Source organism: Campylobacter sp. RM12647, from assembly GCF_020138135.1.
In the GTDB taxonomy this organism is placed as follows: Bacteria; Campylobacterota; Campylobacteria; order Campylobacterales; family Campylobacteraceae; genus Campylobacter_E.
The window spans coordinates 17,191-30,830 of record NZ_JACGAS010000022.1; the positions used below are offsets into that span (position 1 = coordinate 17,191).

The window sequence follows — 13,640 nt, forward strand, 5'->3', positions numbered from 1 at the left end:
CGTTGCAACAAATAAGGATTGGTGTGTGTGAAATAAGCGGGTATTTTAGCTTTTTTAAAGTTAATAAAAGTTATTTTTCTTGAGTTTTTTCTTCTTTGATTATATTATCAAGATTAGTAATAGCAAAAATATTATAACCATTATCATAGTTATAATTTAATTTCAATTTATGAGCTTCTAAAATCGTATTTACAACATAAAGCCCCAAGCCAAAAGAATTTGAACTCTTATTACCACCTTGAGTAAAAGGCTCTAAATAATACTCAATATTTTTATCTAATTTTTTACCTTTGTTATAAAACTTTATACTTTCATGGCAAATTATAACTCTTACAGCATTATCATCTGAATATTTAATAGCGTTATCTAATAAATTTTTAATTGCAGTTGTAAATAGTTTAAAATCAACATAAACTACAAAAGTATTATCACTTATAATATTAATTTTTTCATTTTCTAAAAGCAACATTTCTTTTGCTTCATTAAAAATGTGATTAATTGAAATTTTCTTTGGATTTTTTGCAACTCCACTTGTGATTTGCTCTACTGCGGCTAATTCATCTATTAAAATAACCATTCTATCAAATACATTTATAAGTCTTTGCTTAAATTTCGTATCTTCTAGCATTTCAGCTGTAATTCTACCTTTTGTAATTGGAGTTTTAAGCTCGTGCATTATATTTCTTAAAAAAAATTGTCTTGAAGTATTTAAATCTTTAATTTTTTTAATAGCTTGATAAAAAGCATCTGAAACTTGAGAAATCTCATCATTACCCTTGCTTATATTTTCTATATTATCTAAATCATTGCTAGCAAATTTTGTAATTTGTCTTTTAAGTCTTCTAATAGGTCTTAATTTTCCTATAACAAATATATAACTAATTAGTAAAACTAAAATAACTATACATAATATTATTTGAATACTCATATATCTATAAGAATTAAAATTCGTATCTTCATATAAGAAATCTTTATCATTTGCTATTATATATAAATAATTCTTACCATTACTTGTAAGAATTTTACTTGCTCCTAAGTTGTTACTATCTTCAGCCAATGTTATAGCATCAAATAAAATTAATTTTTTACTATCTTGGTCTATTAATTTAAGTTTAAATTGGTTTTGTTTGTAATTAAATTCATCTTCAGTAATTGCATTATTTAATTCTTGGAGTTTTAAATTCGCTAAGTAAGAATATCTAGCGTTTAGTTCGTTTGAATAATTATCCTTATCATAATTAATCAACCAAATAAACGCCATTCCTATAGTTGAAGTAGCTAATATAAAAATAAAAGTAATTACATAAAAAATACTAGATTTCATTGCGTTAGCTTATAACCAATTCCCCTAATTGCGTGAATATGAGTTGGAGTTTTGCTATCATCACTAATTTTTTGTCTTATTCTAGAAATAATTACATCTATACTTTTATTAGAACTTTCTTCATTAATTGAAGAACAATTGTAAATTAATTCTTCGCGGCTAACTACACCACCTTCTTTTTTAATTAAATAACTTAAAATATCAAATTCTGCATTTGTTAAAACTAATTCTTTGCCCCTAAAATAAATAGCGTGTTTAAATTCATCATATTCTAAAGTCTTGTTGCTATGCTCGTTTGCACTTATTTGAATTTGTTCAAATCTTCTTAAATGCGATGTAATTCTAGCTTTTAATTCTTTTGGATCATACGGTTTTGGTAAATAATCATCAGCGCCTAATTCTAAAGCTTCTACCTTATCATTTATATCGTGTCTTGCAGATGATACTATAATTGGACTTGTATATTTTTTTCTAATTTCTTTACATACTTCAAGTCCGTCCATTCCAGGTAATGTTAAATCTAATATAATCAAATCATATGTAGTAAGATTTAATTTTGACAATCCAATATATGGTTCATCAGCAATATCAACTTTCATATCATATTGCTCTAAATATTCTTTTAAAATTTCTGCTAATTCTAAATCATCTTCAATCATTAATATTCTAGTCATTTTAACTCCTTTAAATAATTACTAATACAGATAAAACCTTATCAAAATCTATAATTTATATTATAAACCAAATAGCTTACAAAGATTATTTTAATTCATTAAAATTAAAACTATTTATCAAATTAAAAAACATTGTAGCTTAGTGATTGTATAGAACTTAGTTAAATTATTGTAAATTCAAACTAATAAAGAAATGTATTATCTTTAGTCAAATTCTTGACTAAAGATTTTATTTAGCTTTTTACAGCGCTTCCTAAATCCCACATAGGCATAAAAATACCAAGTGCTAAGAAAAGAACCATACCAGCAATAAATAACATAAGAATTGGCTCAATATAGCTTGATAGGTTATCTATAATATTATTAAATCTTTCCTTATAATACCCAGTAACTTTTTCAAGCATTGCATCTAATTGACCACTGGCTTCGCCTGCTTTAATCATTTGAATAAGCATATTCTCATAAAGTTCTGTTTCTTTAAAAGATTCAGTTAAGCTAAGCCCTCTTGAAATTGAAACTTTAGTAGCATTTAATTTATTTTTCATAGTTGTATTAGATATTGTTCTAAGTGAAGTATCAAGTGCATCTGCAATAGGAATACCTGCTCTTACTAGCTCTGTAAAAATAAGATTAAATCTACTCATAGTAGCAAATAAAATAATCTTTCCTATTAGATAAGTTTTTAAAGCATATCTATCAACTAAAGCTTTATAATTATCATTAATTCCATAAAATCTTTTACTAGCAAATATCCCACCAATAAGCACAACTAAAACATATATCCCATAATTTCTTAAAGTATGCTCAATAAATAACAAAGCCTTAGTAGCAGGTGGTAAATTAGCCCCTAGTTGTTCAAATATCTCCTTAAACTGCGGAACAACAACAAGCATTAAGATAGTAAATGCTATAGCAATAGCTGTAACAACTATTATAGGATACCTTAAAGCCTTTTTAAACTTTTGTTGATTGTCATATAATTCTTGTAAAATTTCTGCAAGTTTTTTTAAACTTTCACCCAATTTACCAGTGCTTTCACCTAGCTTAACCATAGCTAGTGTAATATCACCTAATTCAGCTTGAAATGGTTCGAGTGATAAACTTATACTAAGACCAGCATTCAAGTCCTCATAAACTTTAGAAAAAATCTCTTTTACCCTTTTATTTGCACTTGAATTTGCAACTTCTCTCACACTATCATGGATAGAAATACCAGCACCAGCCATAACACCTAATTGGTTAATTGAAGCAATCAAATCAGGTAATTTTATAGTAGGTTTAAAAAAAGATAAATTTTTTAATTTATCAACAGCACTTCCTAGCGAAACGGTTTGAACTTCGCCAGCCTTTACTATACGACCTAAATTTTTATTCTTAGCTTGTTCAACAGCACTTGCCTTGCTTTGTGCTGTTAGAGTTAAGACCTTTTTTTGTCCTTTACTAATATACTCAACTTGAAATTTCTTCATTTATTACTCTTTCGCAACTCTTAATACTTCATCAACACTAGTAACACCCTTAGCAGCTCTTACTATACCATCATGAAACATATCAACAAAACCTTCTTCATAAGCTACTTTTCTAATCTCTTCTTTAGATGCACCCGCTGCAACCATAGAAGAAATTCTATCGCTGATTGGTAGAATTTCACTTATCATTTCACGACCAGTATAGCCTGTTTGAGAACATTTAGGGCAACCTACAGGCTTATAAAATTGTGGATTTTCTACTTCTTTTACATACTTTTCAATTCTTGAATAAAAATTATCAGGTAATTTTGTAACTTGCTTGCAATTAGGGCAAAGCTTTCTTACAAGTCTTTGTGCTTCAATTGCTGTTAATGCACCACTAACCATATAAGGCTCAACCCCCATATCAACTATCCTAGTAACGGCTGAAACTGCGTCATTCGTGTGAAGAGTTGAAAATACTAAGTGTCCTGTAAGTGCTGCTTGAATAGCAATTGTTAATGTTTCAGCATCCCTAATCTCACCTATCATTATAATATCAGGGTCTTGTCTTAGAATAGACCTAAGTGCAGCTGCAAATGTTAGTCCTGCTTTTTCATTAACATGCACTTGCTGAATCAAATTCAACTGATACTCTACAGGGTCTTCAACCGTGATAATTTTAGTCTCAACGCTTTTCATATCATTAAGCGCAGCATAAAGAGTAGTTGTTTTACCACTTCCCGTTGGACCAGTTACAAGGATAATCCCATAAGGTGCATGCATTGCTGCTTGAAATCTTTCAAGATTTGTAGGGTGCATTCCAAGATTGCCTAGACTAATTAAAATCTTTGATTTATCAAGTATCCTTAAAACTATACTTTCGCCATTTATAATAGGTAATGTTGAAATACGAAAATCATATTCTTTATCTAAAACCCTAGCAGAAAATCTACCATCTTGTGGTTTTCTTTTTTCTGCAATATCCATATTTGATAAAAGTTTCATTCTAGAAACCATTGGTGGATATATATCTTTATCAAAAATAAATATTTCAGTTAGCATACCATCAATCCTACCACGAACAATGCAGTTTGTCTCGGTTGGTTCAATGTGAATATCGCTTGAGCGATTTACAATACAAGTTCTAAGGATAACTTCAATTAATTTTAAAATTCCAGAGCTATCTTGCTCTCCACCAGTCATTGTAGGATCAGAGCTTAACTCTTTTCTAATATCATTGATAATATCTTTTATACTTTCATTTAATTGAATTTTACTTAAATATCTATCAATTTGAGATGGATGTGCGACATAGTTTTTAACAAGCTTTCTACTAAATAAATGTTGAACTTTATCTTGAGTTTCTAAATTAAATGGTTCTTTATATGCTACATATAAATTAATTTCATCTTCTTTAAAAGGTAAAAATCCATAGTTTGATAAAACTGAATACTGAATTTTTTCAGAAATCTTATAATTAATATCAACCGAATCTAAATCTATATATTCAAATCTTAATTTTTGTGCAATTTTTTCTAAAAATTCTTTATTACCTATTTCAAAATGTAATGCAATATCATCTAAAGTAATACCATTAGTCTTATAAAGGTCAATCAATAAAGATTCTAATGTGCTTTCATCTAAAACGCTTTTTAAATAATTTAACTTATCTTGTGGATTTTCAAAAGACATAATAGTGTCTTTTAATTCCATTTTTCTTCTATATACTAAAACTCCTAAACGATCTACAAATTCCATTACCAGTACTCTTTCACTTCTAATATTTGATTGTTTGAATTTAAAATAGTTAAAACCATCTTAGTAAATGGTTTATCAAATCTCAAACTCATTTCATAGATTTTATCATTATATCTAAAAATATATTTATCATTTTCCTTTATATAATTACCTAATATATAATCATCGTAAATATCAGATAAAATATAATCACACTTAGGTAGCTTAATAGAGCTTATATCAAGGTTATCAACTAGTGCTGAATGTAATAATTTTTTCTTATATAAAATAGTTGAATAATAAACAGCATTAGCTCTTGCTTCTTTTGAATTTCTAAGTGCAATAATAACAGCTGATAATTTGTTTATATAATCTGATCTTAAACATGCAATACCATACAAATTCATCAATCCATCATCTTTATTTTTTACAGCTAAATCATATACTAAATTATTACATACTTTTGAATATTCTTGATTTTCAATAGCTTTATTAATGTCTGCTAAACTAATAGCAAAACAATTTAAAGCTATTAATAAAAAAATAATTTTTCTCATAATTTACCTTCTTTAATTAAGTCTAAAGTTTGTTTAACACGAGTTGAGCTATTAGAATTTAAATAATTAGTTAAAGAATTAATAGCTTGCTCTTTTAAACCTAATTTATAACTTGCTTTTGCAAACATAACCCAAGATTTATCGTTTTTAACATCTAATTTATTTGCAGTCAATGCCCATTCTCTAGCGTTTTTAAAATCACCTTTAGAATAATATACATCAGCTATATCTAAAGCAAAATATATACTATTAGTTTCAGAAAATTTTAATTTCAAATATTCTAAATCATCTAATTCTTTTTTGCTTTCTACCTTAGGTGTAGCCGTAGAATTTAAATCAGTAATAACTATTGTGTTAGTTTCTATATTTTTAGGTATATTTTTAATAATGTTATTATTTTTAATATTACTTGATTTTGTTTCACTTGTATTTGATTTAAAAGATGAGTTTTTAACATCTATATTCATAATACTTAATGATATAGTTTCATTATTTGTAGTATCTGATAAAGTAGTAGTATTAACTTCTTCTTGTTTAGGCATATCTACTAATTTTTTATCATTATCTGGCTTATTACTAATTACTTCTACTGGTTTATTGATAATATTTTTATTATCTAATATTTTTTCTTTTTCCAATTTAACCTTAGTATCATTTATAATCTTTTTAACTTCATTATTACTTTTTTTTACATTAGTTTCTAATTCGCTAGCACCTTTTGAGTATGCAAAATATATTAAAGCAGATATAAAAATAACAAATATAATAAAAGCTAATATGTATAAAAAGATATACTTTTTCTTTTTTTTCTTACTTGAATAAATTTTCCATTTATTTTCTAATTCTATAACTTCATGTAAATTAAGCATTTAATAAACCTTTATCAAGAGCAGCCATTTCTAATACTTTTTCATTGATTTTTGGATTACTAAACTCACTAAATCTTTCTTGCTCGTAAAATTCATATATTTCAAATGCTTTATACAATAACATATTAACAGTTCTTAAGTTTCCTTTAGTAACGCTATATATAAACTTATAATTTTTATTACTAAAAAATCCTTTATCCAAACCATTCTTTAAAGTTTCTAATTTCTTATTAATATAAGTTTTAATTTCATCTTCACTAGATTCACTAAGTTCAATACTTTCCCAAATTCTAGTAGTAAAATGTTCTTGAGCTAAAATATCCTCATCAGCAATTGTCTTATGAACTGTAAATAAGAATTTAAACATTCTAGTATCTGATAGTAGTCTAATTTTTTCTATTAATATATTAGGATACATTTGAGCTTCATCAAGCATTACCATGTATCCATCGTATTTTAATTCTTCAGGAGTTTGAGTAACTTTATCTTTAAAAATTCTTAAAAAATCTTCGTATTTTTCAATCTCTACATATTCATTAAAAATTTTTCTATGCAATTCAGTATAAAATCCTGATTCTGAATAAAATGGCTGTTCTAATAATATAATCTTTTTATTTTTTTCTTTTAAATCTTTTTCTATTTTATTTAATAAAAAAGTCTTACCACAACCTGGCTTACCATAAAACAATACTAATTTTAAAGGCTTTTCTAATGAAGTTATAATCTTATGATAAGCAATCTTAGATTTATCAAGATTGATAAATCTAAGGCTTTCTAAATTGTCTATAAATAATTCTTTAGCTAATGTATATTTATTCAATAGCAACCCTTATTCAACATTATTTATTGAATCAAATTCTTCTGCTTTTTCTTTAAATAAGTTTTTAGTAGCAGTAGGTTTTAAATCTTCTTTATAATCTAGTGCTAAAGAGTATCCTAAATCTTCTAAAGATTTTCTTACTTCTTCTTTATCTTTAGTAAAATCAACAACATGCGGAGTGATAACAAACACTAATTCTGTTTTGTCTTTTGATTTGTATTTAGAGCCAAATAATTTTCCTAATAAAGGAATGTCTTGTAATACCGGAATTCCATTTTTACTAAAAACTTCAGTATCAGTAATAAGACCACCTAAAACAATAGTCTCTCCATCTCTTACTTGAACAACTGTTGATAATTTCTTTTGTTTTGTATCTGGAGCAACAACCCTATAGCCATCTTTAACGTTTTTATCTTCACTATTTATTAGCTCACTAATGCTTGGATTAATTCTTAGCATAATTTTATTATCATCTGATATTTCAGGTAAGATATTTAATAAAATACCTACGAAAATTGATTTTTCTTCATCAGCATCACCCGTGCTACCACTATCTGTAGTTGTGCTACTTCCTTTTAATTTATAATTATATGTATCACCAACCGTGATTAATGCTTGTTGGTTATTTAAAGTTGCGATTTTAGGACTTGAAACAACTTTAACATCTCCACTTTCTTTAAGAAAATTTATCATACCTGTTAAATTAACACCCATATTTAAAGATATATTTTCTTTACCAAACCATTTACCATTATGAGATTTACCAACTTGCAAACCTGTATAATTTGCTGTTTTATCCCTTGGACTACCAGTACCAAGCGAAATTGTAGGCAAGTAACTTCCAATACCAGTAAATTGTAATCGGTCTCCTATAGTAGAACCAGCCGTACTAAAACCTAAATTAAATTGTGTCCAATCTATACCTGTTTTATGATATTTATTAAGGCTTACTTCAATAATTGAAACATCAATTACTACTTGTTTTTTAAGTGATTCTTGAACTTGATTTAAATAAGTTTCAATCCTATCTAAAATTTCATTACTTGAAGTAACTGTGATTAAACCCGCATTAGCATTGATTGTAGGAGGGGTAATAGGAATATTTTGACCTGAATTTTGAACTATTTCTGAAATCTCTTTGCCTATGTTTTTCCAAAAATCAAATTCTTCTTTAGTTTCAATCATATTATCACTATCTGAACTTGAACCTGAACTTGAACTTGAGCTACTGCTATCGCTACTGCTTGCTTGAGATTCAACATTTGCCTTAGTAATAGCACTACCCTTACGAACTGAAGTAATATAATCTAATTTAAATGTTTTAGTATTTAAACCTTGAATTTTTAAGATATTATTTGAAAAATCATAATCTAAACCTTGTTCAGCAATAAGCAAATCAAAAATGCCATTAATATGCATATTTTTAATACTTATTCCATCTTGTCTAGTACTCAATATTCCTTTTGAATATGAATCTTTATAAACTACACTAAAATCACATACTTTTGATAATTGATTAATTATTTCGTAAGCTGAAGTATCTTCTTTATTTACTTTAATATCAAAAGCTCTTTTTGAGCAATCTGCTGCACTTAATGAGCTAGATAGCATTAGCGCTGCACTTAAAGATATAATAGTTTTATTTAACACTGATTTGAACATTCTGATTATCCTTTAAATTAAGTTCTACATAATTAATTGAATTTGAAAGACCAACTCTTTCATTATTAATACTAACTACCCTATAACCTGCAGTAATTATTTCGTTTAAACCATACCATTTTTGATTGATTTTCACTCTTTTATCTACAATAGCATATAAAGTAAAAGTTATAACCTCGTCTGATTTGATTTTGTCCTTATAAAAAGGATCATTTGTTTTTGTAATTTCAAGATAGTCTATTGTATTTCTAACTTGAACTAATTCATTAAATTTATTGTCAAGTTCTGTTCTTGTCATAGCAAAAATTGCTTGAATACAAACTAATATACATAATACTTTTTTCATTAATATTTAATTCCCCATATTGAGATTTTAACATCAGCTTGAATGTCATTTGTATAAACTTTGTTATTTTCGCCACCATTATTATCATTATTAGGATTATCTGTAGGCTCAATTTTATATAGTTTAAGCATATTTACATCTACAACATCAATTGATTTTTCTAAGCTATTTACAAAATGTAAAATATTTTGGAATTTACCAGTTAAAGAAAATTGAACATTAAAAACTTCTTCTACTTTTTGACTTACCAAATCATTTACACTACTTCTTACATCACCTAAAACTACTTGATATTTTTTAGATAATTCATTAATTTTAGCCATAAACTCAGACCAATTTTTTTGATTATATAATAATTTTGACGCTTCTTTTAATTTATCATCAAAATACATATTCTCATCACTGATTTCTTTTCTTGCTTTTTCTTCGCTAATGATATCTTGTGTTAATTTTTGTATTCTTGAGTTTTGCTTTTCTCTTTCAATAAAATCATCAAGTCTTCTTAACTCTTCTTTAGCTTTATTTAACAATTCTGTTTGTTCTGCCACATACTGCTCTGAACTCTCATATGTATAATCATAGATTAAATAACCAAATAAAAATACACACATAAATATACTCATATAGAATATATTAGTATTAGGCTGCTTTTCGTAATAATTATCTATTTTATCAAAAATACTACCTTGTTTCATCTTAAAACCTTTATTACAATATTACTTTCATGCTCTTTATCTTTATCATCAAGATTTAATATCTTAATCAATACATCTCTTGATTCAATACTATAAGTATCATCAGCACCTATTTCTTTTAAGAATGAAGTTATACCTGTTGAAGTTCCTTTTAAATTAACATTTATAATATCATTATCAAAAGACATACTTGTTACTTTAATATTGCTTTGATTTAAGATACTAGCCATTTTTGTAGCTGCACTAGCTTTTGATAAATAATTAACTTTTTTATCATAAATATTATCTAAAAGTGTATATCTAAATTCTAAAGTTCTTCTAGCTTCATTTACTTCAGCTGATAAACTAGATAATCTACTTTCAAGGTTTTTAATTTCATTATCAATTCTTGTATATTCTGTTTGTTTAGCAGGAATTTTTTCACTAGTATCTCTTTCTTCTACTTCAATAAATTTACCATTTATGTAATTATATATAGGATAAATACTAGCCAATACAATAACAGCCAAAATTGATAAAATTAACTTCCCAGAATATCTCTTTGCAAAAGGTGGTGGTCTTAAGAATGTAGATATGTTGAATACATCATTTGGCATTTTTAATTGTTCATTAGCTCTTAACAAGCTTAATAAAACAAATGGATTAATCCTTAATTCTCCGCCTTCTTTTTCAGGAGTAGTTGTAAATTCAGAAGGTGTATTAACCTCAACGGTAAAATTTCTAATATTTTTAAATAAATCATATTTAATTTTATGGATATTAATAAATTCTGCTACCTCAAGACTATTAATTCCAATTTCAACTTTATTATTAAGCATAGTTTCAAGTATAATATCATCATCAAGACACCTAAAGCAAGAAAACAATACTTCAACTTTTTTTAAGAAATTTTGACTTAACCCAATATCAGTTCCTACAAATACTTTTGTAATAGTAACATTATCTAATTGAGCACCTCTTAATATTAAAGATAAATTATTAATTAAGAATTTAAAAGACTCGCTTAAAACCTTATTAAGTGAAACTCTTTTTGCATCATCTACATGGTCAAAACCATATTTTGATAATTCATTTAAAAACATATGTTCAGGAATTCTCTCTCCTAAATCATGAGAAAAGCTACCATGCAACATATCTATGCTAAGTTTATTAATAATCTTATAGTTTATTAATTCTCCATCTTTATACACGGTAAGTGTTGTATATGTTTTATGAAAATATATAAATACTTGAACTCCATCACTTTCTATAAGTTTGCTTGTATAATAATTTTGATACATCAATGGTTCAATATCTATATAATCAATATACTGAAGCTTATTAGCTACATCTTTAAATTCTGTTTCAATTTTTTCATTTTCTACTACAAATACATTATATACTGTATTAATTCCCATACTAGCATTAGAAATACTATAAGATATCTTATAATCCTTGTCTATATCTAATTCTAACACTTCATAAGTTTTGTTTGTAATTATACTGATTTCATCCTCATCTGTATCGTTTGGAACCTCAACAGAAGCATACTTTACATTTTCACCTGGCATATAGGTAATATTGTAAGCAGAATTGCTTTTTTCCTTAACGGTAATTTCACTAAGGACATTATCAGCAAGTTTATAGAGTTTTTTTGTACTTGAATCAAAAGCGACCAATTCTCTTTTTTTCGCTGTTTTCGCCATTTAAATACCTTTTATTTTTTATTGTTTTAAGCCTACTTTTTTTAAAAAGTTCTCATTATCGTACCATTTTTTTTGAACTTTTGCAACCAACTTTAAGTTAATTTTTAATAAAAAAACTTCAGCAATTCTTTTCCTAGCAACTATTCCAATACGCTTAATTGTATTAGCATTTCGACCAATTAGCATTGCTTTATGATTTTCTGAATCTGTAATAATATCGGCATAAATAGTTAAAAAATTATCTTTTTCTATAATTTTATTAATTAACACTTCACAACAATATGGCAATTCATCACTAAGATTTTGATAAATGCTTTCTATTATTAATTCTTTAATAACATCTTTAGTTGTTTTATCAGTACTAAATTCTGGGTCAAAAAAATATGGGTGTTCTGGTAAATACTTTACCATCTCATCTAATAATTTATTTTTATAGAATTTATTTTTTGATGAATAAGGAATGATATTAGGAACAATATCTAATTTATTAAATTCTTCTAATTTATCTAACAATTTTTTAGGTTCAACCAAATCAACTTTGTTTATAACTACAATATGCTCAACCTTTGGCTTTAAATCTAAAAATTTTTTATATTCATCTAAACTATCAAAAATACTCATAACGAATACAATCAAATCACACTCATCTAAGCTCTTTTTAGCAGCTTCTATTAATAGTTGATTAAAATTCTTATTGCTTTCGTGTAGGCCTGGAGTATCTATTAATATTATTTGATTTTCATCGTGCATTATTACCACATTCATTTTTCTTCTTGTGGCATTTTCTTTATGTGATACTAGGCAAATATTTTCACCTAGTAAAGAATTAATCATTGTGCTTTTACCGGCATTTGTTCTGCCGATTACACTTACAAAACCGCTTTTCATAAAATATATCTTGCTATATCTTGATTTTCTATAATAGAGCCTAATTTATCATCAACTAATTTTGTATCTATTACACAATCTTTATCTTTGTATTTATCACACTCATAAGAAATATCTTCTACTAATTTTTCAATAACAGTATGTAAGCGTCTAGCGCCTATATCTTCCATACTTTCATTTGCTTGTGCTGCTATTTTTGCAATTTTTTTAATAGCATCATCTTCAAACACTAAATTAACTCCTTCAGTTTCTAAAAGGGCTTTATATTGTTTTAAAAGTGAGTTTTTAGGTCTTGTTAAAATCTCATACAATTCATCAGCACCCAAGCTATCAAGCTCAACTCTTAGTGGAAATCTACCTTGTAATTCAGGGATTAAATCACTTGGCTTACTTAAATGAAATGCACCTGCTGCAATAAATAATATATGATCAGTTTTTACATTACCTAATTTAGTATTTACTACACTACCTTCTACGATAGGTAACAAATCTCTTTGAACACCTTCTTTGCTAGGGTCTTGTCTACTTGAATTACCCGAGCTTACCGCAACTTTATCTATCTCGTCAATAAAGATTATTCCTTCATTTTGAACTCTTTTTAAGGCTTCATCTTTAATGCTTTCATTATCTAAAACACTATCTGTTAATTCAGTTTCTAAAACTTTTCTAGCGTCTTTAATTTTTAACTCTTTTTTCACTTTTTTATCAGCAATACCAATTACTTTTACCATCTCTTGCATACTTGCAAGTTCTGGTGGTAGATTTGGATTTGTCTCAAGTGAGCGTTGGGTTACATAAATTTCTATAACCTTATCTTCAAATTCTTTATTTCTTAGACGCTCTTTCATCTTTTCTAAGCTAGTTTCATACTCTGCTTGTTTTTCTTCACTAACACCTTTTGGTAATGGCGGTAATAATTTTTCTAAAATTTT

At 26.7% G+C, this 13,640-nt stretch carries 13 protein-coding genes; all 13 read right to left on the minus strand.

All coding sequences use genetic code 11. From position 1 onward, the window contains the following. Window positions 1–70: 70 nt before the first annotated feature. On the minus strand, window positions 71–1,324 hold the full coding sequence (locus AVBRAN12647_RS07770; RefSeq protein WP_214120154.1) for an ArsS family sensor histidine kinase: 1,254 nt from the start codon (window positions 1,322–1,324) through the stop codon (window positions 71–73). After that, window positions 1,321–1,998: a response regulator transcription factor gene (locus AVBRAN12647_RS07775; RefSeq protein ID WP_214115742.1), complete on the minus strand. Its 678-nt coding sequence runs from the start codon at window positions 1,996–1,998 to the stop codon at window positions 1,321–1,323. The genes AVBRAN12647_RS07770 and AVBRAN12647_RS07775 overlap by 4 nt, the downstream gene beginning before the upstream one ends. 233 nt (window positions 1,999–2,231) lie before the next feature. Further along, on the minus strand, window positions 2,232–3,467 hold the full coding sequence (locus tag AVBRAN12647_RS07780; protein ID WP_214115743.1) for a type II secretion system F family protein: 1,236 nt from the start codon (window positions 3,465–3,467) through the stop codon (window positions 2,232–2,234). 3 nt (window positions 3,468–3,470) lie between these two features. Continuing rightward, a complete protein-coding gene (locus tag AVBRAN12647_RS07785; protein WP_442862245.1) occupies window positions 3,471–5,162 on the minus strand; it encodes a GspE/PulE family protein in 1,692 nt (563 codons plus the stop codon). A 44-nt stretch (window positions 5,163–5,206) separates the two neighbouring features. Then, the gene (locus tag AVBRAN12647_RS07790) at window positions 5,207–5,743 is read right to left on the minus strand and encodes a hypothetical protein (RefSeq protein ID WP_336614979.1); all 537 of its coding nucleotides are present in this window, start codon (window positions 5,741–5,743) and stop codon (window positions 5,207–5,209) included. Next, complete coding sequence (locus AVBRAN12647_RS07795; RefSeq protein WP_239803492.1) at window positions 5,740–6,612, minus strand: CDC27 family protein; 873 nt, start codon at window positions 6,610–6,612, stop codon at window positions 5,740–5,742. Before AVBRAN12647_RS07795 ends, AVBRAN12647_RS07790 begins: the two co-directional genes overlap by 4 nt. Then, window positions 6,605–7,432, minus strand: a complete 828-nt coding sequence (locus AVBRAN12647_RS07800; protein ID WP_214115747.1) for an ATP-binding protein — start codon at window positions 7,430–7,432, stop codon at window positions 6,605–6,607. Before AVBRAN12647_RS07800 ends, AVBRAN12647_RS07795 begins: the two co-directional genes overlap by 8 nt. Before the next feature lie 9 nt (window positions 7,433–7,441). After that, window positions 7,442–9,094, minus strand: a complete 1,653-nt coding sequence (mshL, locus tag AVBRAN12647_RS07805; protein WP_214120103.1) for a pilus (MSHA type) biogenesis protein MshL — start codon at window positions 9,092–9,094, stop codon at window positions 7,442–7,444. Then, window positions 9,072–9,440 (minus strand): hypothetical protein, encoded by a 369-nt coding sequence (locus AVBRAN12647_RS07810; protein WP_214115749.1) that lies wholly within the window; start codon window positions 9,438–9,440, stop codon window positions 9,072–9,074. Before AVBRAN12647_RS07810 ends, mshL begins: the two co-directional genes overlap by 23 nt. Then, window positions 9,440–10,135, minus strand: a complete 696-nt coding sequence (locus tag AVBRAN12647_RS07815) for a hypothetical protein (RefSeq protein ID WP_214115750.1) — start codon at window positions 10,133–10,135, stop codon at window positions 9,440–9,442. The genes AVBRAN12647_RS07810 and AVBRAN12647_RS07815 overlap by 1 nt, the downstream gene beginning before the upstream one ends. Beyond that, window positions 10,132–11,820 carry a hypothetical protein gene (locus AVBRAN12647_RS07820; RefSeq protein ID WP_214115751.1) on the minus strand — a complete coding sequence of 563 codons (1,689 nt, stop codon included), beginning with the start codon at window positions 11,818–11,820 and terminating at the stop codon, window positions 10,132–10,134. Before AVBRAN12647_RS07820 ends, AVBRAN12647_RS07815 begins: the two co-directional genes overlap by 4 nt. 18 nt (window positions 11,821–11,838) lie before the next feature. Beyond that, window positions 11,839–12,708: a GTPase Era gene (gene era, locus AVBRAN12647_RS07825; RefSeq protein WP_214115752.1), complete on the minus strand. Its 870-nt coding sequence runs from the start codon at window positions 12,706–12,708 to the stop codon at window positions 11,839–11,841. Further along, on the minus strand, window positions 12,705–13,640 hold a 936-nt coding region (gene hslU, locus AVBRAN12647_RS07830; protein WP_336607565.1), incomplete at its 5' end, for an HslU--HslV peptidase ATPase subunit. The genes hslU and era, both read right to left, overlap by 4 nt.

Bases quoted from the DNA above. Each gene is read 5' to 3' on its own strand.
- AVBRAN12647_RS07770 (WP_214120154.1), bottom strand. From the start codon at position 1,324: ATGAAATCTAGTATTTTTTATGTAATTACTTTTATTTTTATATTAGCT.
- AVBRAN12647_RS07775 (WP_214115742.1), bottom strand. From the start codon at position 1,998: ATGACTAGAATATTAATGATTGAAGATGATTTAGAATTAGCAGAAATT.
- AVBRAN12647_RS07780 (WP_214115743.1), bottom strand. From the start codon at position 3,467: ATGAAGAAATTTCAAGTTGAGTATATTAGTAAAGGACAAAAAAAGGTC.
- AVBRAN12647_RS07785 (WP_442862245.1), bottom strand. From the start codon at position 5,162: ATGGAATTAAAAGACACTATTATGTCTTTTGAAAATCCACAAGATAAG.
- AVBRAN12647_RS07790 (WP_336614979.1), bottom strand. From the start codon at position 5,743: ATGAGAAAAATTATTTTTTTATTAATAGCTTTAAATTGTTTTGCTATT.
- AVBRAN12647_RS07795 (WP_239803492.1), bottom strand. From the start codon at position 6,612: ATGCTTAATTTACATGAAGTTATAGAATTAGAAAATAAATGGAAAATT.
- mshL (WP_214120103.1), bottom strand. From the start codon at position 9,094: ATGTTCAAATCAGTGTTAAATAAAACTATTATATCTTTAAGTGCAGCG.
- AVBRAN12647_RS07810 (WP_214115749.1), bottom strand. From the start codon at position 9,440: ATGAAAAAAGTATTATGTATATTAGTTTGTATTCAAGCAATTTTTGCT.
- AVBRAN12647_RS07815 (WP_214115750.1), bottom strand. From the start codon at position 10,135: ATGAAACAAGGTAGTATTTTTGATAAAATAGATAATTATTACGAAAAG.
- AVBRAN12647_RS07820 (WP_214115751.1), bottom strand. From the start codon at position 11,820: ATGGCGAAAACAGCGAAAAAAAGAGAATTGGTCGCTTTTGATTCAAGT.
- era (WP_214115752.1), bottom strand. From the start codon at position 12,708: ATGAAAAGCGGTTTTGTAAGTGTAATCGGCAGAACAAATGCCGGTAAA.